Origin of the sequence: Alteribacillus persepolensis (assembly GCF_900099605.1) — a bacterium.
In the GTDB taxonomy this organism is placed as follows: domain Bacteria; phylum Bacillota; class Bacilli; order Bacillales; family Marinococcaceae; genus Alteribacillus; species Alteribacillus persepolensis.
This window is the reverse complement of record NZ_FNDK01000002.1, coordinates 76,656-97,910: the sequence shown is the minus strand read 5'-3', so window position 1 is coordinate 97,910 and position 21,255 is coordinate 76,656. Positions and strand designations below refer to the sequence as shown.

Below are 21,255 nucleotides of genomic sequence, written 5' to 3'. Positions count from 1 at the left end.
CCAACTATGTATTCTTTTATAAAAGAAAACGTCCCTAAAGTGGAACGAAAAAGCCGGCCAACGTTTCATGCGTTTGCCGGCTTTCTCTATTCTCATTCTATTTTCCTTGCAATACACAGCTTCTCTTCTTCCATGCCTTTCCACTGTCAATGCTTCGCACGCTGGAGACCGCGTTCATGTTTTGCCGCTTAACCAGCGTCTAGCTGATTCTGTTTTACGAGAACTTATACACTAATGCCTCGTACGGAAGAAGCCGGACTCTGTCAAGGGCATCCATATCTGTGCGCTCGTCGTTATTTGTAATAAGCAGAGTCTTCGGCTTGTTTGAAAAAGAGGGAAACTCCCTTGTAATATACTTGCCGGTAAAGTTGCAAACAATCAACAGTGTTTCACCTTTTAACGTCCGCGTGTAAGCAAATACCTCTTCGTCATCTTCTAGCAGCAATTCATAATCTCCATAAACAATAGTCTGTTCACGTTTTCGCAGCTGAATGAGTTTTTGATAATAGTAGAACACAGAATCTGGGTTCTCTAAAGACTGTTTCACATTGATGTTTTTGTAGTTTGGATTTACGCCAATCCACGGCTTGGCATCTGTAAAGCCGGCATTTGCGGAATCACTCCATTGCATCGGTGTTCTAGCATTATCACGACTGCGGTCGTAAATAGATGCCATGAAAGAAGAATGATCCCGGCCAAATTTTTCTTTTTGTTCTTGATACCAGTTCCATGTTTCAATGTCCTTATAATCAGTAATAGACGGGAAGGAAACATTGGTCATCCCAATCTCTTCCCCTTGATAAATATACGGTGTGCCCTTCATCATGTGAAGACATGTGGCTAACATTTTAGCAGATTGTTCGCGGTAGTCTGCATCGTCACCAAATCGTGTTACTGCCCGCGGCTGATCGTGATTGTTCCAATACAAACTGTTCCATCCAACACTTTCCAGTCCTTTTTGCCACTTTGTCATAATCTGCTTTAATTCGGTCAGCTTCCATGGCTGATTATCCCATTTGCCGCCAGGCCCATTGCCTAAGCCCATATGTTCAAAATGAAACACCATATGTAATTCATTACGGTCTTCACCAGTGTATAGTTTTGCTTGCTCCACGTCTACACCGGGCATCTCTCCGACTGTCATCACATCATAGCCAGATAAGACTTCTTTGTGCATTTCTTGTAAGAATTCGTGAATACGCGGCCCATTTCGAAAATAGCTAGAACCTGAAGCATACACGTGGCCAGGCTTCGCATCACTGTCCAAAAACCGTTGATCTTTGGAAATGAAATTAATCACATCCATTCGAAAACCGTCTACCCCTTTGTTCAGCCACCAGCGCATCATGTCATATACTTCTTCGCGCAGTTTGGGATTTTCCCAGTTAAGGTCAGGCTGTTTTTTGCTGAATAAGTGCAAGTAATATTCCCCTGTTCCTTCATCAAACTGCCAGGCAGAACCTCCGAAGTTAGAAGCCCAGTTGTTTGGCTCGCTCCCGTTTTCTCCTTTCTTCCAAATATAATAATCTCGTTTATCGTTATGTGTCGAAGCACGAGATTCAACAAACCAAGGATGTTCATCAGATGTATGATTGACCACTAAGTCCATCACCAGTTTCATCCCTCGTGCGTGTGTTTCATCTAACAGCTCATCAAAGTCTTCCATTGTGCCAAATTCAGACATAATCTGTCGGTAGTGTCGAATATCATATCCATTATCATCATTCGGAGAGTCGTACACAGGAGAAAGCCAAATAACATCAATGCCCAATTTTTTTATGTAATCCAGCTTTTCAATGATGCCCCGGATATCGCCAATACCATCATGATTCGAATCATTAAAACTGCGCGGGTATATTTGATACACTACTGATTCTTTCCACCATTGCTTTGTCATATTATCACCCTTTCTTACACGTTTTTAAATGTTTTATTACATTTTCTAAAAAATTTTGTTACAACTTCTAGGAAAAACACGTCTAAAAATGTAAAATATATACACATTACAAACGGAGGTTATGTTCATGTGCGGTTTTATTGGAGAAATAAGACATTTCCCGAAAACGATAAATGAAGATGAAAAAATACATTTCTATGAAAGAAGTCAGCTGCTGTGCCACCGCGGTCCTGATGAGTATGGCTATTACTTTGATGATTATATATCTTTTGGCTTTAGACGATTAAGCATTATTGATCTAAACAGCGGCAGTCAGCCAGCCAGTTACGGTAATAATCGTTATACGATTGTTTTCAATGGAGAGATTTATAATTTTTTATCATTGAAAAAAGTACTGCTGGACCATGGCTGTTACTTTGATACTTCATCGGAAGCAGAAGTCCTTACTGCCATGTTCTCTCATTATGGCACTGATATGTTTTCATATTTACGAGGCATGTTTGCTATTCTTATTTGGGATAAGGAACAGCAAACGTTGTACGGCGCAAGAGATCCCTTTGGAATTAAGCCGCTATACTACCAAGAAACAGCAGAGAAAACGACATTTTCTTCTGAAAAGAAAAGCATCGTATCACACCACGAAGAAATAGATGAAGAATCCTTGCAGCACTATATGAGTTTTCAATATGTGCCAAACAACACGTTAACTAAAGGTGTTCATACAGTGGCACCAGGACATTACTTTGTCAAAAAGCCCGCCCAGCCGCTGCAGCTTACAAGTTACTGGGAACCAAGCTTTCAACCTGTGTACCGAGAAAAGCAAGAGTGGGAAACGCTGCTTCGGGACACATTATCCTCTTCTGTTGAGGCCCATTTACAAAGCGACGTCCCTGTCGGCTCTTTCTTATCCGGCGGCATTGACTCTGCTATTATCGCATCTCTTGCTGCCAGGTACAAACCTGATTTAAAAACATTCTCTGTAGGATTTGCAACAAATGGTTATTCGGAAATGGATATAGCAGCAGAAACAGCAGACAAGTTAGGTATTGAAAACTATCGCTATACGGTCTCTTGTGAGGAGTTTGTTCACCATTTACCAAAAATTATCTGGCACATGGATGATCCTCTCGCTGATCCTTCTTGTGTTCCCTTATATTTTCTGGCCAGAGAAGCAAGGAAGCACGTCACCGTTGTTTTGTCAGGTGAAGGATCGGACGAGCTGTTCGGCGGATACAACATTTACCGCGAGCCTTCGTCTTTACAAGCGTTTCAATACTGCCCAAAAACCATCAAGTACCTTTTACGAGCCGCCAGCCGTTTTATGCCAAAAGGAATGAAAGGAAAAAGTTTTATCGAACGAGGCACCACCCCGCTGGCAGAAAGATACATCGGCAATGCAAAAATGTTTGAAGAAGAAGAGAAACGCAAGTTTTTAAAAACAGCATCGAGTGACTGGCATTATCGAGATATCACCGGCCCTATATTTGACAAAACGACTCACTTACATCCCGTGCAGCAAATGCAAACGGTCGATATAAACACGTGGCTGAGAGGAGACATTTTACTAAAAGCAGATAAAATGACGATGGCACACTCGCTCGAACTGCGCGTACCATTTTTAGATAAAGAAGTGTTTAAAGTCGCCCGTCATATTCCAGCAGACCTCCAGATCGCTAATAACACGACCAAATCTATTTTAAGAGATTCATTCCGAGGCATTGTCCCAGATCATGTTTACGATCGGAAAAAATTGGGTTTTCCGGTGCCGATTCGACACTGGTTAAAAAATGAACTCTACGATTGGGCAAGATCCATCATTAACGACAGCCAGACCGAATCGTATATCCATAAAGCATATGTACTTTCCCTGCTAGACGAACACGCAGCAAACAAACATGATCACAGCCGCAAATTGTGGACGATTCTGATTTTTATGATTTGGCATCAAGTTCATGTAGAAGGACTGTATACAGCAGAACGCACAGAAAGAGAAAATCAGCTCGTCAACGTGTAAGAAAACGATGGTAAGAGCTTTCATTCTTCAATTTTCGTTCCTCTTTGATTCACTGTTTTGTTATCCCTCATGACAAGACGGCACGAGAAGAAAAGTGTATACCTTTTTCATTATTTCCAGCAATCGAGCGCTTATAACTGTTTTTCATCACATCACAAAAAGGGTAATCGGCCAGGACCGATTACCCTTTTTTCAAAAGATAAGAACGCTCCTTCTTCTCGGCTGAACTTCCTTTTTCCAGAGCGCTTGCGTTTTTCTTTATACTGGCTACTTTTTGGAGAGAATATCATGGTCTACATAACGTTCTCCATTCATTTCCGTCAACACGTTAATGGCTGCTTTCGCACCATCTCCGGCAGTGATAATGGTATGCACACTAACACCGGCAACCGTCCCCGCAGCCCAAACGCCTTCTACGTTTGTTTTGCCTTTGTCATCAGTATCAATGATCGTTTTAATACGCGGCTCTGTGCCTTCTGTTGTGTTGATGCCCGATGCTTCTGCCAGCTTTGTATTCCCTCCTGTTGTAAGAATGACATGTTCTGCTTCATAGCTGCCTTTCTCTGTTTCCACCGTTACACGTTGCGGGTTTTCTTTTTTTACTTGATTGACTTGCGTTTGAACAATTTCTGCGCCAAATTTTTTCGCTTGCTCCTGACCTGTTTTTAATAATTCAGGGCCTTCAATTTCCGAAACACCGTAGTGATTTTCCACCCAAGCCGCTTTGGTCATACTTTGATCATTATCCAATACTAGTGTCTTTTTCCCGGCTTTTGCAGTAAATAATGCTGCACTTGCCCCAGCAGGACCTGCCCCTACAATAATTACATCATACATGTAACACAACGCCTCCCTTTACCAAATTTTATATGTTCTTTTTCAGTGTAAAACGTATTTTTCAGAAAAATCAACAAATACGTTTGTTGATGTCTATCTACTATGTTCATTCCACGATAAAGCAAAATAAAAACAAAAAAATTCTCAATCATAAAAGATTGAGAAAAAGAACATATAAGGAGGCGAAAAGTGCATATGTGACTGCTTTCTAAGAAGAAGGAGGGGGTTACCCTAACGAATCTATCATAAAAGGAGGAATTATCATTGTCGCACAAACTTCTTACACACACTTTGCCTAAAAAGCCTCCTTATATCATAACAGGGGGATTAAATGAATAGATCAGATTATCTATCCTTCAATGATTACTATACGGATTCTTTGTGTCAGCAACATGTCAAACAACTATTTTTTTATCAAATCGCTAAGCGCTGCTTCCAGGTGATTAAACTGGAACGTATATCCTTCGTCAATTAATTTGTAAGGCAAGGCATTTTGGCTTTTCAAAAAGAGATCCGGCTCTATTCCCGCCAAAAGATATGATCCTAGAGAAGCGATCGGTGCGGGCACCTGAATCCCCCAACTTTTGCGCATCGCCTTCCGCAGCTTCTCCATAAATAATTTATTTGTAACAGGCTGCGGGCTGACAGCATTATATATGCCGCCCATCGACTGGTCTTCTATCGCACGCAGAAACAACTTATGAACATCATCGATATGAATCCAGCTGATGTACTGCATACCCGATCCTATTTTTCCACCAACGCGGTAGTTGACCAATTGTTCTAACATCTTCAAGGTTCCGCCCTCTGTCTGAAGCACTGTACCCATCCGCAGCATAACTTGCCTTGTATTTGCCAAAGACACCGCAAAAAAAGCTTTTTCCCACAGCTCGCACATTTTCACAAGAAATCCCTCTCCATGCGGGGAATCTTCGATACACATATGATGCGTATCCCCATAGACAGCAATTGAACCTGCTTGGACAAACGCTTGCGGCGGTTGTTCACATGTTTCGAGTGCCTTTTGTAATACGCGGACGGAGTAATAACGGGAGCGAATCATTTCTTTTTTGTTTCTTTCTGTATGAATACAGTAAATACTTTTACCAGTAAGATTTACTAACGCATAGCTGCCATCCAGCTCTTTTTTCCATTCACCAAGCGTCCTGGCATCCCAGTGAACATAGCGTACCCCTTCTTCTACACGTGTATGTCCTCTCGTTAACACAGTGACAGAAAAACCTTTATTGATAAGAAAAGCCGCCAGCGACTGGCCAATCCTGCCAGAACCGCCAGCCAACACGATTTTTTTAAGCACAATGATCCCTACCTTCATGTAAGTCAAACACTCGTCTGCCAATAACATATCTATCTATTACATGATAAATCCTTTAAAATATAATAGGTGGCTGTTTGCTCCACTTTATCTAGAAAGATATTATCCAAAAACTGGCAGCAGTGACACATAGAAGCGCCTCTTGCCACCATCACAAAACAGGAGGAAAGATATATGGACCTACCGCAGCATGTAACAACTATCGAACCATTAGATGAGCAAGCAAGAGAAGCAGCCAAAACGCGAATGAACCAATTAACTAAACCCCCCGGAAGCCTGGGCCGGCTAGAAACCATAGCCATGGATTTAGCCGCCATGACAGCAAATCCACAGCCGGCGGTGACTCCGCCTGGTATTATCGTGTTTGCTGCTGATCATGGTGTTACCGCCGAAGGGGTTTCCGCTTTTCCACAAGAAATCACAGCACAAATGGCTAAAAACTTTTTACATAAAGGGGCAGCCATCAATGTATTAGCCAGCCAAATTGATGCTTCCTTTCGCCTGGTAGATATTGGAATGACACAAGAAATAAACCACGTAAATATCACGAATAAAAGAATAAAAGCTGGGACCGCTAATTTTTGCGAAACGGACGCCATGACAAAAAAAGAAGCAGTATCTGCTGTTCAGGCTGGTTTTGATGTGGCTCAAATGATGATTGAAAACCAAGGTATCCGCTGTTTAATATTAGGCGAAATGGGCATCGGCAATACAACAGCAAGCAGTGCTATGATTGCTTGTTACAGCAAGAAAGACCCCGAGCACGTCACAGGGCCCGGCACAGGACTTTCTCCAGAAAAAATAAAGCATAAACAACATATCTTGCGCAAGGCGTTACAAGAACGTACGATTAATTCCAATGATTCGATTGATGTACTTGCCAAGGTCGGCGGGTTAGAAATAGCAGGCATTACCGGAGCCATGCTGGCAGCTGCCGCTCACCGAGTTCCTGTCATCGTGGACGGATTCATTAGCTCAACTGCCGCTGTTACAGCCTCTAACATATCCCGTCGTGCCCGCGATTACATGTTTATCGGGCATCAGTCAACAGAACCAGGACACCGCCTTGCTATAGAATTATTAAACAAACAGCCTTTGCTTGATTTACACATGCGATTAGGGGAAGGAAGCGGAGCAGCACTGTCGTTCCCGATTATACAAGCAGCCGCTGCTCTCATCTGTGATATGGCTGTTTTCGATGACCTCAAGAGCTATTAACTTACGATTTTTCATTCCTTTCACATGGAAGTTCCAGCGTGAACACGGTACGGCCGGGTCTGCTTTCTGTCAGCAGGAGATCACCATGCATGCTTTGGGCAATCATTTTACTAAACGGCAGACCCAGGCCTAAACCGTGGGTATTGTATTTTTTATTTTCTCCTCGATAAAACCGTTCAAAAATAAGCGCTTGTTCCTCTTCCTGAATTCCCGGTCCGTTATCTTCAATGTGTATATCTGCCACACCAGGGCGCTTCCTCTCTACCGTGATGGAAATAACCCCCTCCCCGTTCAACGCATGCTTCGCATTATTCATGAGATTTACTAAAATTTGCTGGAGCCTGATAGAATCTACTCGTGCCTCAATATTTTCTTCAGGCAGGTAGTGTTGAATCGTCAGCCCCTCTTCATCATTGACAATTTCCCATTGGTGTAAAATTTCTTTTGCTAACTTATTTACGTCATATGTCTCGAGCGTTATTGGAATCGCATCAGCCGCAAACGAATTAAACTCTAACAGATCTGCTACCATCGTTTTCATGCGGTTTGCTTCTTTTAAAGATACATCAAGAAATTCCTTCGCCTCTTCTCCTTCTACAACGTCATCCCGTACAGCTTGTATTAATCCGGTCATCGATGTAATGGGGGTCTTCAGTTCGTGCGTAACACCTGCTAGAAGCTCTGAACGAAGTGATTCTAACTGTTGTAAGCGCAGCGACATTTCTTTAAATGAATGGACAAGTTCATGCACTTCCTGCTCTCGTATATTGTGTTCAGGCAGGCTGAAATCATAGTTTTGTTCCTGGACATGTTTGGCCGCTTGCGCCACGTCTTGAATTGGTTCCGACAGTTTCTTGGAAAGGACATAAATCGTGGCCCAGCCAATGAGAGCCAGTGTTGCTAACATAATAGCCAACAACCGAAACTCTTCGTTCATCTGCGTCAATTGACTAGCCGATTGAATAATGACAACCCAGCCAGCCGTCACTCCTTCCGTCTGGATAGGGCGCTTCACAATATACGATTGCATCCCGTTTTCTAATTTTAAGCGCTGCACATCACTTTCCACTTCTAAGATGCGCACCGGAAAATAGTCAGACGTAAACGTTTCTTGATTAAAAGGATTGGCAAGTATCCTTCCGTTTACATCGACAATATATATAATCGGATCAAGTTCTGTGTCGATAATATTTTGGCGCTGTTGAATATATTCATCGACGCCTTCTCTGGGCACTGTCCGTCCTTCATTCTCTTCTATGAACCGATCCGCAATTTCCTGAGCTAAATAAATCGTCACATTTAACCGGTTTTCTAAATTCGTGTGTCGTATCCATAATACAGATATAACAGCAACAATTACTAAACCAATCACTAATGTTACAAAATAGCGGGTTGTCCAGTAACGCAGCAACGATATTTTTCGGTTTTTATTCATAAACACAAAACTGATACCCCAATCCCCGCAGCGTTTTTATTTCCCCTTCTGACTCCGGCCAATTTTGCAATGATTTACGAATACGCTTAATGGATAAATCCACAGCACGGTCGCTTCCCTCATAGTCAATTCCCCAGACGTGTTCAATCAATTGTTCTCTGTCAAATGTTTGATTTGGATGTCTTGCCAGAAAAAATAACAGCGATAAGTCACGCGGAGAAAGCGGTACGTCCGCACCATTCAGTTTAACCGTGTGCGCTTTCTCATTGAGCGTTAAACTGCCAAAATGTTTGACTTCTTCATCTTGCAAAAACTGCCCTGTCCTTCGTAAGACAGCTTTTACCCTTGCTACCACTTCACTAGCATCAAATGGTTTAGCGATATAGTCGTCTGCTCCGCTGTTTAATCCTTTCAAGCGGTAATCAACGTCTCCTAGTGCCGTTAACATAATGACCGCAGCAGCGCTTTCTGCACGTATCTCTTCTAAAATATCCCAGCCATTTTTACCAGGAAGCATCACGTCTACAATCGCTAAGTCTGGCTGCATGTCATAAAAAACGGGCATAGCTTCATCCCCATGCAGCACGGTTCGGACTTCATAGCCCTCTTTTTGCATATAAGCTTGAAGGACTTTACTAATAGGGGCTTCATCTTCTATAATTAAAACTTTTGTCATCCTATTCACTCCCTCGCACTCCTAAAATGCGGTTAGAAGCAAGCTGAGATTTTTACTTTTTCTTCTATCCCGTAGTATAAAGAAAACTGACGCATACATCCAATCATCATTATGTCGACCTTTTGAAACACGTAAAGAGATTTTTCTCTTTTATGACTAAACATTTCCTATATATGACAAAAGGAAACCCCTGATGCATGGAACCAGGGATTTCCTTCGATCTATTAAAAGGGGGGGTCAATGAAAAAATTTTGCTATTTTATCGCTAGCTATGCTGTTTCGAGCAAAGGGGTTTCTTTTCAAGACTGCTGGGGAAACAGCCTCGATTTCATTGCATGACATTTCGTTTTTTTAAAGGGGCAACATCACGCTCTCCAGCAGGGAAGATGTGAAAGTATTTTGCTGCTTGTTCATGTTCGTCTACCAATTCGTCCAGTATGTCTGCTAACGTTTTATTAGCAGTCTCTATCCCTGCTGCAGCTGCAGCTAACTGAATTTGCTTTTCTTTTATTTCAACCATAATCTGCTGTACTTCTTTTCCTTTGGGGTTTATGCCTAGGTTTTTGGCTTCTTCCTTTAACTGAGCAATACTTATTTCTTTGACGATGTCACCTATATCTTTTTCTTTTGTTTCAATACCATAGCTTTCCGCTCTTTTTCTTAATGCCCGCTCTCTTTGTTTTTCTTTGATACAGCGAGCGTTCCAGTACATATTGTCCACGGCATGCCTTGTCATCATCTGTTTTCGCTCGCGTTGGTCCATGACTTGATTGAACACATCGCGCACCTTCTTTTCTCTTCGTTTTTTCATACTTGGATGACTACTGATACAGCTGCTTTAGCTTCTAGTGCTTCGACTATGCCTTTTACCGAACGGACGCTATGAGACTATCTGTTTATCGCTTGCTTCACCTCCCTTTTCGCTTTATTGTGAATCAGCTCCTGCCGATCACATTTTTTACTTTAAGGGAGTTATGTGTCAGCTAAATGTCAATCTCTATTTTTTATAAAAAAAACACAAAAAAACCCTGATATAAAGGCATTTAACAAATCCAAAAATTTCTGTGCTGCCGACACGCCCACAGCAGCATGCTGACATAAAGAATTGCACAGCCCCTCCTTCTTAATAGGATCAACACTTTATATTTTCTTAGCAGATGAAAAAAAAGAAGAAGCTGTCCCAAAAGATTTTTCACCGCTGAAATACACTTCATTTTCTGCAGGCAACACTTCGACTGTTGCTTTTCCTGCAGGAGACAGCGTGTATTTCAGCTGGTGTTCATCAAAATAAAGCTCACCCGGCTTACACAGGACAGATTCTTCTTTTCATCGTTTATTATAAAAATTGTGATGGGATATGCTGCAAATCAATTCCCCAAATAGCTGGTAAATAAAATGTTACCGCTAGTGTGATGAGTATAATTGCTAGAATATTTAAAGCAAAACCGTTTTGTACCATTTGAATAATTTTCAGCTTGCCGGTACCAAAGATAATCGCATTCGGCGGTGTTCCGACTGGAAGCATGAAAGCACAGTTAGCAGCCATCGCACACGGTACCATTAATGCATATGGATGCACATTTAAGGCAATCGCCAGTGATGCAACAACCGGAAGGATCATTGTTCCTGTTGCAGTATTGGAAGTGATTTCAGTTAAGAACAGAACGACTGCAGTTGACACAAGTACGATAAGCAAGAAGTTCATGCCCTCAAGAACCGTTAACTGCTCACCGATCCAGTTGGATAAACCAGTTTGGCTAAATCCAGCTGCAATTGCCAGACCGCCGCCAAACAACAGCAGGATCCCCCATGGAATATCTCTCGAATCTTTCCACTCTAACAACTTTGTGCTGTCCGCTTGTTTGGCAGGAAGCAAAAACAACAACACTGTTGCTGTCATGGCTATCATACCGTCGCCAATGCCAGGAACGCCTACGATGTCTTCCCAAATAAACGTACGGGTAATCCACATAAATGCAGCAAATAAAAATACAGAAAGTACTAGTTTTTCTTCCCAACTCATCATACCAATCGCACGTTTTTCCTCTTGGATGAGTTCTCTTCCGCCTGGCAAATGCTTCATATCAATTGGATAAATAATGCGAGTTAAATATACCCACGCACTAATCAGCAAAATAAAGACGATTGGCACTGCAAATGCCATCCAGCCAGCAAAGGATATTTCGACATTGTATAATTCATTTACCGTTCCAGCTAAAATGCTGTTTGGCGGTGTGCCGATTAGTGTTCCCAAACCGCCAATGGTTCCGGCGTAACCAATACCAAAGATAATAGCTTTTTCAAACTTCGGAATTTCTTTTTTATACTTTTCTTCTTTCACAGCAGCCGACACTTGGTACGTAATAGCCAATCCAATTGGAATCATCATCATCACGGCCGCAGTGTTAGAGACCCACATGGATAGAAAACCACTTGCAATCATAAATCCTAAAATAATTTTTTTCGTACTCGTCCCAATTAACGAAATAATATTTAATGCAATACGTTTATGAAGATTCCACTTTTCCATTGCTGTCGCGATAAAGAAACCGCCTAGAAATAAGAAAATAATATTATCTCCATATGCTGAAAAGACGGTGTCACTATCCAAAGCTCCGGTTACAGGGAGCAGAATAATAGGCAATAAAGAGGTAGCTGGAATAGGAATCGCCTCGGTAATCCACCATGTTGCAATCCACAGCGTTGAGGCTAAAACAGCTTTTGCATCAGCACTTAATCCATCGGGATTAAAAAATAACAACGTCATAACAAACAATAATGGCCCTAAAATCAGCCCGACTAATTGTGCTTTTGTGTATGCCGGCCTCTCTTCCTTTTCTGGATTTTTATCAGACCCGCTTGGTCCTCCTGGCGACCCTCCAACGGCAGACGCGGAAGATTGTTGCTTCGCCGCAGCTGCTTGTCCTGCCTGTCTGATTTGTGAAAAAGTTAAGAGTTTTTTTGTCTGTGCATGGACAGACCAAAGACTCTGCCATGCATTGGTCAACACTCCTTTAACCATTAGTCATTTCCTCCTTCGTGCTGTAAACGCTTTCTGACTGTTTAACTTTCTGATAATTATAAAATATAAAATAAAAAACACATACCTTTTATAAGTAACCAAAGACTTTTGTAACTAAAAAAAATAGCAGCACAGGTTATTTTTCACTGGCTGCCATCAATGATTGAAGAACAGAGATTTTTTCTTTTTTTATCTGATACATGTGAAGCGGCCTTCCGGTCGAACGATACATAACGTCTTCTTCTAACACTTCGATTTCCACTAAATACTGCAAATATTTACGTACGGAGACTCTTGATATCCCCGTTTTTTCAGCTATATCACCTGCGGAAAAACGCTGGCCGTTCCACATGCCGATTTGATTTGCAATGCGGGCAAACGTAATTGGCGTCAACCCTTTTGGTAAGTTCACTTTCGTTTTTTCCGGCTTTTCCTTGCTAATGAAAAGGGGATCGAGCTCTTCTTGACTGACTGCTTCTTTGTTGTTCATCAGCCAATATTTCTTTTTATAAAGAAGCAGGGATTCTTGCAGCCGCTCAAAATCAAACGGTTTAATAAGATAGTCAATTGCCCCATAACGCAGCGCGGTTTGTACAGAGTGCTTGTCATTGGCTGCTGTAATCACAATCACATCAACAGGATGATCGGTTTTTCGTAACTCTATGAGCATATCTAAACCGGTAACATCTTTCATATACACATCTAATAACAGCAAATCGATATGCTCGTCCTCTAGTAATTTCCAAGCATCGTGCACGTGATGCACCACACCTGCTGCAGCAAATCCCTCTACTTTTTCTACATACAAGCGATTAAATTTGGCCACCATTGGATCATCTTCTACAATTAACACATTAATCATGCTTGTCACCTTCATATGGAATAATTACTTCTATCGCAGTACCTCTGCCTGCTATGGAATCAACCTTTATGTCTCCTTTCAGCTCATCAAGAGCTTTTTTCGTAAGGTATAAACCAATTCCTCTATACTCACCTTTTGTTGACCCCCCTTTTTGAAACAAGGTTTCTTGTTCTGATTGATTCATGCCCGGGCCGTTATCTGTCACGGTAAAGTGAAAGATACCATGGATGTAAGCAATGCTTATATCTACTTTCTTTTTCTGTTGATTTGCTACAGCTTCATAAGCGTTCTCTATTACATTTCCTAACACAGTAATTACCGCATCTACTTTTTCCGTATTTTTCAAAAGCGGCAGCGGATATTCTCCTGTGACAGAAACATCGACACCTCCTTCTTCAAGGCGGTTGCATTTATGCAGCAAAAAGCCTGCTAATACCGGGTCTTTTATTAATTTCGACACCATCCCCACTTCTTTTTGATAGTTATTGGATATCTGTTTAATATATGCTTGTAACTCATCATAAGCCTCCGTGTGTACCATCGCTGACATAACATGGAGCTTGTTCATAAATTCGTGTGTTTTTTCACGCAAGCTTTCCGCGTAATATTTTGCCCCGGATAACTGTTCAACCAGAGATGTCAGCTCCGATTTATCTCGAAATGTCGCCAATGCCCCAACTACCCTGCCTTTTGCCATGACCGGCACACGGTTTACAACAAAGACCATGCCATTCAATACTTGTTCTTGATCATATTCTGCCTGTTGATGGTGCAGCACATCCGTCAGTTTTGATGATTTTAAAAAAGAGGCGGCGTCTTGACCAATAGGATCAACCGCTAATCCTGCTTCTTGAAACAACTGGTTCGCCGCATCATTACTCACAACAATCTTTCCTGTATCATCAACAGCAATCACGCCTTCGCGTACAGAGGCAAGCATTGCTTCTCTTTCTTGTAACAGCTGGGCAATTTCGTTTGGCTCTAAACCAAATAACGTCTTTTTCACACGTCTTGCTAAAAATACTGCTGCAATTATACCTGTGAAAAGACCGGCAGCTGTTCCAGTATAAACCATCTTCTGCTGGGTCAGCACAATACTCTCTACACGTTCGAGTAAAATGCCAACAGACACCACACCAACTTGTTCATTATTGTCATTTGTAATGGGTACAAAAGCACGCAGTGACTCACCAAGTGTCCCTTCTGCTACTGATGTATAACGCTCTCCTTCAAACGCTCTGTCTTCATCGCCGCCGACAAAATATTGGCCAATTCGCTCTTCGACAGGGTGGGACTGTCTAATATGGCTCATATCCATTACAACAATATAATGAACATGGGTATTTTCTTGTACCGATTGCGTGTAAGATTGTATCGTGTTTTTTTGCGTGGTAGTTTCTAAGCCTTGAATAACAGCAGGAGCACGGCTGACCGTCTCAGCAATATTCATGATTTTGGCCTCTTGAGCTTCTCTTGCATTTTCTGCCGTGTTTCTTCCTATTAATATTCCTGTTACCGTTAAGGCAACAATTAACACAAAACAAACCATCAGCGTAATCCATGTTTGTAAACGCAGCGGCTGTTTTTTCTTTCCACGTAGCACTCTCATGTCTATCTCCTCTATGTCGCTCATTTTTCTCGCTTATATCAATATACACCCTCTGTCCGTTTATATCTTTATTATAGAAAATACGCTTTTTCACAAACAGACTTTTCGCTGTCAGGATATCAAACAGGCCAAGTATATATATGCTGACGAGTAAGGTAAACACGTACTTAGTAAAAAAGATGCAAAAAAACAAAGAACTAGTCCTGTCTTCACATCCATTCTTCTTCCCTAATAATAATAGCCTACTTTTTACAAACAGGACTTTTATCGTAAAATCATCCATACTTTTTTGAATTCTGCCGCATCATCTACGACCAAAGACTTTCCATATTTTTCATTAAATGAAAAAAGTATCTACTATTCCCTTTCATAAATCAAGACTTTCCTAGGATTTATTACAATTGTGTTACATGATAATATGTATGCAATATAAATATTTCCCTGCCTTTTTTATGAACCAAATATTAGGAGGAATTCTGTTGAACGAAGAAAAACCTTACGTTGAGCTGCTGCTTTCATCAGCAAACCCTCACACTAGCTTTTTGTCATTGTCGCAAACGATTTTAGAAGCCGACGCCATTCAAGAAAACGAGAAAAAACATTTACTGCACAAAGTAGTGGATGCTTATGAAGAAATCTGCCAGTATTCTTGTCGTTAACGTACATATTGTACAATAAGCGTTTATACCCAGCCTAATAAAACGGCTGGGTTATTTTTTCAACGGAAAAACGTGAGAGAATGGGCTTTTCCATATGAATAACTTTTCTTTGGCCGTCTCACCGTAAAACATTTATACTAAAAGTAATTGATTAGAAAAATTTGGTTATCGTAGAAAAGGATGTTGTGTTATGTCTACATTATCAGCAGAATCACAAGCAAATCGTAAGGCTGCTATTTTATTAATTATCGGTATTATTTTTGTTGCTTTTAATTTACGGCCTGCTATTACGTCCGTTGGTCCGCTTATTCCTGTCATCAGGGAAAGTACTGGAATGTCTAATAGTTTAGCTGGTACCTTAACGACCATTCCATTACTGTCATTTGCCGTGTTTTCACTAGTTGCACCGAAGCTGGGACTGCGCTTTGGCAATCAATTGGCCATCTTTTTTGCACTCCTCACATTAGCTGCCGGTATTCTGATACGCTCGTCTGGTGTGATTGCTTTTATTTTTATCGGTACAGCGCTGATTGGAATTGGTATTGCCATATGTAACGTCTTGCTTCCCGGTGTTATTAAATTCAGCTTTCCCCAAAAGGTCGGTCTGATGACCAGTATTTATACGATGTGTATGGGAACGTTTGCCAGTATCGGTTCCGGACTTAGCTTCCCATTGTCAGAATCGCTCGGTCTCGGCTGGGAAAACGCATTGGCCGTCTGGGTTATTATCACAGTAGTGGCACTGATTGTTTGGCTTCCCCAAATAAAAGGACAGTCATTGAGGAAAACAACTGCTGCACAGAACGGCACAGCAAAGTCTTCCGCTTCTATGTGGTCATCCCGTGTGGCATGGCACGTAACGTTATTTATGGGATTTCAGTCCTTTTTGTTTTACAGCTTGATCACATGGATTCCTGATGTTCTGCAAGAGCTGGGAATGAGTCTTTCTATGGCAGGGTGGATGTTATTCTGGCTTCAATTGGTAGGAATTCCTTTTAGTTTCGCCGCCCCTATTTTAGCCGATAAATTAGAAAATCAAAAGCCCATCGTCACAGGTATATGTTCGTTATATTTTATTGGATTCACAGGATTAATCTTTTTTTCTCATCTTTTTATTATTATCATCAGCGTGATTTGTTTAGGCATTGCACAAGGAGCAGCAATCAGCCTTGCTTTAACCATGATTAGTCTTCGCGCGGCAAATGCACGGCATGCATCCTTATTATCTGGCATGGCTCAGTCATGTGGATATTTGCTTGCCGCGCTCGGTCCAGTGTTTATGGGATTTTTATATGACACCTTCCACACATGGCAGCCATTTTTATACGTTTCTTTCTTTATTGCCATATGTATATTATGGTTTGGGTTACACGCAAGTGAAAACCGTTATGCCCTGCCTGAAGATGAATAATTATTACTTAAAAGAAAAGCGCAAGCACTTTGGAAGAAGGAAGCTCGGCTAAGACCGTTACGTCTTGTGACAACGCCGAACCCACTCCATCCTAAGAGCCTGTCACCAGCCCTGAAAGGCCGGCTATATGAAAGCCGGCCTTTTGATCAAAGGAACCTCGAGCGGGCAAGTGCAGGCGCTAGCCTAGTTGCACGTATCCTGATTTCCTTTAGCGTGCAAACGACGTCAATGATGCACCTATGCTAATGTCACAGTGCTCAAAACCAAAAACACTCGTCTTGGTTTCACTTACCGAGACGAGTGTTTCTTTTACTATTTTAACCTGCTTCCACATTTATGCCTTTACTCCGCATCATTTTAACACGAATCAGTTCCCATACAATGAGAGTAATAACGAGTAACACACCAATCACATCAGTGATGGTTCCAACGTGTAAAAGCAGCAGCGCTCCTGCTAGCATAAGAAAACGTGTCTTGACCATTATCGGTCCCTTTATATATCCTTCTGTCGCAGCTGCTAAGGCAAACACCCCTAGAAGAGATGTTGCAACAGCCACCGCAATTTCAATTGGCTGTCCTTCCAAAATGAGTGCCGGCCCCGTGACAAACATAAATGGGATGATAAAGGCGGTTGAGGCGAGTCTTACGGCAGTAAAACTAGTACGCATTGGATCAGACCCAGCTATACCACTCGCTGCATAAGCAGCAAATGCCACTGGAGGCGTGATGGCAGATAATGTGCCGTAATAAAAAATAAACAGATGTGCCGCCATCGGATGAACACCTAAATCAATCATCGCCGGTGCTGCTAACACTGCAAGCACCACATAGGAAGCAACTGGCGGCAGACCCATTCCCATGATAACCGAAGTAACCATCGTCAGCACTAGCAATACTATTAAATTTTGACCGGAAAGCTCTACTAACATCCCTGAAAAACGAAGACCCATCCCAGTCATGTTAATGACACCAATAACAATACCAGCACATGCTGTTGCTGCTGCAACCAGCAGCGAAAGTTTAACCCCTTGTTCCAATGCTTCTTTTATATCTAGTAAGGTCATTCTCGTATGTTTTCTCAACCAACTAACAACGGGAATCGAAACAACTGCCCAAAAACCCGCCATTGGCGGTGCCCACTCAAGAATAAGCAAAAAATACACTAATAGAATGAGAGGCAAAAGCAAATGTCCTTGGGAACGAAGTACTTTTTTCACTTCCGGGACTTCTATCTCCTTTTTCAGATTCGTACTCTCCACTCTTGAAGCACGCAAATCTACCATAATAAATACAGCAAAAAAGTACAAAACAGCTGGCACAATAGCTGCAACAATAACAGAGGCATAGCTGACTTGTAAAAAATCAGCAATCAGAAACGATACAGCCCCCATGACCGGTGGTAAAAACATGCCCCCCGTTGATGCAACGGATTCGACCGCTCCTGCATATTGAGAAGAGTATTTTCCTTTTTTCATAAGAGGAATCGTAAGCACACCTGTCGTAGCAACATTGGCTACCTGACTGCCGCTTATTGAACCGAATAAGGCACTCGCAACGACGGATACTTTTGCTGCACCCCCGCGAAATTTACCAACGACGGCCATCGCCAGATCAATAAACAGCTTGCCTGCTCCAGATTTTTCAAGCATGGCTCCAAAAATAATAAACAACACAATGTATGTTGCGGAAACCCCTAAAGGAATACCTAAGATGCCTTGATCACTAAGGCCGACTTGTGTAATAATTTTTTCCACCGAAAAACCTGAATGTGCTATCATCAACGGTAAATTGTTTCCAAAAAAAGCATACAAGAAAAAGAAAAGTGCGATAATCGGCAGGCTCCAGCCTAATATTCTCCGTGACGCCTCTAATGTTAGTAATATGACACCTACTCCAGCAAGTACCGTGGGAAAAGACGGCGAGTTTAAGCTGATGGCAAGCTCCATAAAATGAAGATAAATATAACTGCCGCAAGCTAAAGCAATGACTGCTAATATCACATTTAATCCAGTTTCTACGCGGCTTTGCAGATGATCCTTTTTCCGGTTCAACGGATACAGCAGAAATATTAATGCCAATGCCAATCCTAAATGCACGGCTCTTTGTTGTGTTGCCGGCAGCAGCTCAACACCACCGGAATACAAATGAAAGACTGCCATACCGATGGCCAAAATAGTAACGATAATTTTTAATAGGTGTGGCATACTGTACCTCCCAAAGGAACTCTCTTTCGGGCATAGAATAGAGCAGCTTTTCACCGTTCTCTATTCTTCTAAAATTCTTTGCTCTTGATAATATGTTTCAGCCCCACCGTGAAGTGGAATGTCAATACCATTTAAGATGGTTTCTTCGTTAATGTCTGCTGCGGTAGGATGTATGTTGATCAATTCCTCTTGTTTATCAAATAACGTTTGGACAAAGTCGTACACCACCTCTTCATCCGTCCCTTCATGGGTCACATACATCAGCTGCAGTGTCGGTGTTTGAATGTTTTCTGATTGACTCTCGTACGTTCCATCTTCAATTGTGTTCATTCCATAATATGGATGATCTTCGATGAAGTTTTCTAATTTTTCGTTTTCAACAGAAATAAATGTAATATCTGCCATCGACTCTGTTTCCTGAACCAAAGGTGCTGGAACGCCTCCATTGATAACACCAACATCAATACTCCCATATTCTAAGCCTTGTTGAATATCAGCGTATCCAACCGGCACATATTCATAATCATTCGTCGTTAAACCATACTGCTCTTCTAACAATCTCATCATTAAATCCGTATCTGCTGCTCCTGGTGATGCACCTAGTTTTTTTCCTTTTAAATCAGCTAAACTTTCAATACCGCTTCCTTCTTTGGTAATAATATGCAATGTGGTATATCCTAAAAAGGACACCCCTCTTAATTCCTCGTGTGCACTATCAATCGGATCATATTCTCCGTTATAGACTTCCGATACCGTTGCCGAAGCAAGACCTCCAAATGCTGGTGTTCCTGATTCATACCGCTCAATTAACGACTGCATAATATCAGAGCTTCCGCTTGTTGCTTCTGTCACCAGCTCTGTGTCCGGACGGTCATACAGCTGGCTGACTCCTGCACTTAACATATAAATGAGCCCTCCAGACCCTGGCGTATACAGCGATACAATCCCATTACTTCCTTCTTGCGAGGATGCATTTTCATCAGCAGCACAGGCTGTTGCCAATGCTGTGACGAAGATAGCTAACAATAATAGACATAGTCGTTTCATCTATCTCATCCTCCCAATTCAGCTGTTGTTTTTGCCACGTAATACGTTTCCAAGTCTTCCGGAATAATGAGCTCCCCTGAAAACAGCGGCTTTGCTTCTTGATACGCTTTTTCTGTGTCAACTTCCGGCAGAAAATGCGTGAATATCACTTTTTTCACCTTTGCTTGTTCAGCAATTTCTGCGGCTTGTTCTGCCGTGCAATGTTCTTTTTGCAAATGATCCCAAATTTTAGCTAAAGCACCGCTTTGTTCGCCTGCTGCTAAACTAGCATCTATCACGAGTAAATCTGCGTCTTCCGCTAATTCTACAATCCCTTCGTGAGGGGCGGTGTCACCAGAAATAACAAGCACCTGTCCGTCTATTTCTAAACGATATCCGTAAGTGCACACATTATGAATCATTTTGGCTGCACTAGCTTGGACACCAAGAGGATTTTCCACCTTTCCCGGCTCCTCCACCTCTATAACGTGAACATCTTTCACACCTTTTTCACTTCGTCCCAACGAACAGCGGTAATCAATATCTTCTTTATATAAATCTAATATCTTTTCATGAAAAGCCTTTGTACCCGGCGGGCCAATCACTGTCAATTCGCTGCGCCCTCTTCCCCAGCCGCCAATAAGAAACTGTCCATAACCAAACGTGTGATCCGAATGTAAATGAGTAAACCACAAATGAGTAACAGACTCAGGTGTATACCCTGCCTTTAACAGCTGTCCCGTTGTCCCTTCTCCACAATCGAATAGAATGCGGTTATTGTTCCATTCAATAATTTGAGCCGGTCCAGACCTTGACACCTCCGGCCGCGGACTTCCTGTTCCTAACATCGTTATTTTCATATCTGCCATTTCAATCACTCCTACTTAACAATTATCGCAAACGCTTTCAAAAACACGTTTACTTTTGCACAATTTGTGAATAAGTGTTATTGTAAAATTTACTATCAATTATGAAAATTGTCAACAGTTGCAGCTAAATTATTTGCGTCACGGTTCAGACTCTTTTATCTTAGATGTAAAGAATGCTTA

General features: G+C 41.8%; 16 protein-coding genes. 4 read left to right on the top strand and 12 right to left on the bottom strand.

All coding sequences use genetic code 11. The features are described 5' to 3' along the window. Positions 1 to 214 precede the first annotated feature (214 nt). Positions 215 to 1,897, bottom strand: coding sequence for a glycoside hydrolase family 13 protein (locus tag BLT18_RS03595; RefSeq protein WP_091271331.1), 1,683 nt, complete (start codon positions 1,895 to 1,897; stop codon positions 215 to 217). Between the two features lie 127 nt (positions 1,898 to 2,024). On the opposite strand from BLT18_RS03595, the gene asnB reads away from it, so the two are divergent. Then, positions 2,025 to 3,911, top strand: coding sequence for an asparagine synthase (glutamine-hydrolyzing) (asnB, locus tag BLT18_RS03590; protein ID WP_091271330.1), 1,887 nt, complete (start codon positions 2,025 to 2,027; stop codon positions 3,909 to 3,911). Positions 3,912 to 4,178: 267 nt separating this feature from the next. Here asnB and BLT18_RS03585 read toward each other — a convergent pair whose 3' ends face one another. Beyond that, complete coding sequence (locus BLT18_RS03585; RefSeq protein WP_091271329.1) at positions 4,179 to 4,748, bottom strand: FAD-dependent oxidoreductase; 570 nt, start codon at positions 4,746 to 4,748, stop codon at positions 4,179 to 4,181. A 403-nt stretch (positions 4,749 to 5,151) separates the two neighbouring features. Continuing rightward, positions 5,152 to 6,066: a TIGR01777 family oxidoreductase gene (locus BLT18_RS03580; RefSeq protein ID WP_175487359.1), complete on the bottom strand. Its 915-nt coding sequence runs from the start codon at positions 6,064 to 6,066 to the stop codon at positions 5,152 to 5,154. Positions 6,067 to 6,258: 192 nt separating this feature from the next. Here BLT18_RS03580 and cobT point away from each other — a divergent pair, with 192 nt between their 5' ends. Next, the gene (gene cobT / locus BLT18_RS03575; protein WP_091271327.1) at positions 6,259 to 7,302 is read left to right on the top strand and encodes a nicotinate-nucleotide--dimethylbenzimidazole phosphoribosyltransferase; all 1,044 of its coding nucleotides are present in this window, start codon (positions 6,259 to 6,261) and stop codon (positions 7,300 to 7,302) included. A gap of 1 nt (position 7,303) precedes the next feature. On the opposite strand, the gene BLT18_RS03570 is transcribed toward cobT, so the two are convergent. The 6 genes from BLT18_RS03570 to dcuS form a co-directional block, all read right to left on the bottom strand. Beyond that, on the bottom strand, positions 7,304 to 8,737 hold the full coding sequence (locus tag BLT18_RS03570) for a sensor histidine kinase (RefSeq protein WP_091271541.1): 1,434 nt from the start codon (positions 8,735 to 8,737) through the stop codon (positions 7,304 to 7,306). Then, positions 8,730 to 9,413 carry a response regulator transcription factor gene (locus BLT18_RS03565; RefSeq protein WP_091271326.1) on the bottom strand — a complete coding sequence of 228 codons (684 nt, stop codon included), beginning with the start codon at positions 9,411 to 9,413 and terminating at the stop codon, positions 8,730 to 8,732. Before BLT18_RS03565 ends, BLT18_RS03570 begins: the two co-directional genes overlap by 8 nt. A 328-nt stretch (positions 9,414 to 9,741) precedes the next feature. After that, the gene (locus tag BLT18_RS03560; protein ID WP_139184700.1) at positions 9,742 to 10,224 is read right to left on the bottom strand and encodes a hypothetical protein; all 483 of its coding nucleotides are present in this window, start codon (positions 10,222 to 10,224) and stop codon (positions 9,742 to 9,744) included. A 525-nt stretch (positions 10,225 to 10,749) separates the two neighbouring features. After that, positions 10,750 to 12,435, bottom strand: a complete 1,686-nt coding sequence (locus BLT18_RS03555) for an SLC13 family permease (protein ID WP_091271289.1) — start codon at positions 12,433 to 12,435, stop codon at positions 10,750 to 10,752. A 136-nt stretch (positions 12,436 to 12,571) separates the two neighbouring features. Then, a complete protein-coding gene (locus BLT18_RS03550) occupies positions 12,572 to 13,297 on the bottom strand; it encodes a response regulator (protein ID WP_091271287.1) in 726 nt (241 codons plus the stop codon). Beyond that, positions 13,290 to 14,906 (bottom strand): DcuS/MalK family sensor histidine kinase, encoded by a 1,617-nt coding sequence (dcuS, locus tag BLT18_RS03545; RefSeq protein WP_091271285.1) that lies wholly within the window; start codon positions 14,904 to 14,906, stop codon positions 13,290 to 13,292. The genes BLT18_RS03550 and dcuS overlap by 8 nt, the downstream gene beginning before the upstream one ends. Before the next feature lie 479 nt (positions 14,907 to 15,385). On the opposite strand from dcuS, the gene BLT18_RS03540 reads away from it, so the two are divergent. Further along, positions 15,386 to 15,565 carry a hypothetical protein gene (locus BLT18_RS03540; RefSeq protein ID WP_091271284.1) on the top strand — a complete coding sequence of 60 codons (180 nt, stop codon included), beginning with the start codon at positions 15,386 to 15,388 and terminating at the stop codon, positions 15,563 to 15,565. A gap of 190 nt (positions 15,566 to 15,755) precedes the next feature. Continuing rightward, a complete protein-coding gene (locus BLT18_RS03535) occupies positions 15,756 to 16,976 on the top strand; it encodes a CynX/NimT family MFS transporter (protein ID WP_091271282.1) in 1,221 nt (406 codons plus the stop codon). A 317-nt stretch (positions 16,977 to 17,293) separates the two neighbouring features. Here the strand turns inward: BLT18_RS03535 and BLT18_RS03530 are convergent, their stop codons facing one another. Genes BLT18_RS03530 through BLT18_RS03520 form a run of 3 tightly spaced genes read right to left on the bottom strand, consistent with a single transcriptional unit; the run spans position 17,294 to position 21,075 of the window. Next, a complete protein-coding gene (locus BLT18_RS03530) occupies positions 17,294 to 19,180 on the bottom strand; it encodes a TRAP transporter permease (protein ID WP_091271280.1) in 1,887 nt (628 codons plus the stop codon). A 60-nt stretch (positions 19,181 to 19,240) separates the two neighbouring features. Continuing rightward, on the bottom strand, positions 19,241 to 20,227 hold the full coding sequence (locus BLT18_RS03525) for a TAXI family TRAP transporter solute-binding subunit (RefSeq protein ID WP_091271278.1): 987 nt from the start codon (positions 20,225 to 20,227) through the stop codon (positions 19,241 to 19,243). 5 nt (positions 20,228 to 20,232) lie between these two features. Next, a complete protein-coding gene (locus BLT18_RS03520) occupies positions 20,233 to 21,075 on the bottom strand; it encodes an MBL fold metallo-hydrolase (RefSeq protein WP_091271277.1) in 843 nt (280 codons plus the stop codon). Between the last annotated feature and the right edge of the window lie 180 nt (positions 21,076 to 21,255).

Bases quoted from the DNA above. Each gene is read 5' to 3' on its own strand.
- BLT18_RS03595 (WP_091271331.1), bottom strand. From the start codon at position 1,897: ATGACAAAGCAATGGTGGAAAGAATCAGTAGTGTATCAAATATACCCG.
- BLT18_RS03525 (WP_091271278.1), bottom strand. From the start codon at position 20,227: ATGAAACGACTATGTCTATTATTGTTAGCTATCTTCGTCACAGCATTG.
- BLT18_RS03560 (WP_139184700.1), bottom strand. From the start codon at position 10,224: ATGAAAAAACGAAGAGAAAAGAAGGTGCGCGATGTGTTCAATCAAGTC.
- BLT18_RS03535 (WP_091271282.1), top strand. From the start codon at position 15,756: ATGTCTACATTATCAGCAGAATCACAAGCAAATCGTAAGGCTGCTATT.
- cobT (WP_091271327.1), top strand. From the start codon at position 6,259: ATGGACCTACCGCAGCATGTAACAACTATCGAACCATTAGATGAGCAA.
- BLT18_RS03570 (WP_091271541.1), bottom strand. From the start codon at position 8,737: ATGAATAAAAACCGAAAAATATCGTTGCTGCGTTACTGGACAACCCGC.
- BLT18_RS03555 (WP_091271289.1), bottom strand. From the start codon at position 12,435: ATGGTTAAAGGAGTGTTGACCAATGCATGGCAGAGTCTTTGGTCTGTC.
- BLT18_RS03585 (WP_091271329.1), bottom strand. From the start codon at position 4,748: ATGTATGATGTAATTATTGTAGGGGCAGGTCCTGCTGGGGCAAGTGCA.
- BLT18_RS03550 (WP_091271287.1), bottom strand. From the start codon at position 13,297: ATGATTAATGTGTTAATTGTAGAAGATGATCCAATGGTGGCCAAATTT.
- asnB (WP_091271330.1), top strand. From the start codon at position 2,025: ATGTGCGGTTTTATTGGAGAAATAAGACATTTCCCGAAAACGATAAAT.
- BLT18_RS03530 (WP_091271280.1), bottom strand. From the start codon at position 19,180: ATGCCACACCTATTAAAAATTATCGTTACTATTTTGGCCATCGGTATG.
- BLT18_RS03520 (WP_091271277.1), bottom strand. From the start codon at position 21,075: ATGGCAGATATGAAAATAACGATGTTAGGAACAGGAAGTCCGCGGCCG.
- BLT18_RS03565 (WP_091271326.1), bottom strand. From the start codon at position 9,413: ATGACAAAAGTTTTAATTATAGAAGATGAAGCCCCTATTAGTAAAGTC.
- dcuS (WP_091271285.1), bottom strand. From the start codon at position 14,906: ATGAGAGTGCTACGTGGAAAGAAAAAACAGCCGCTGCGTTTACAAACA.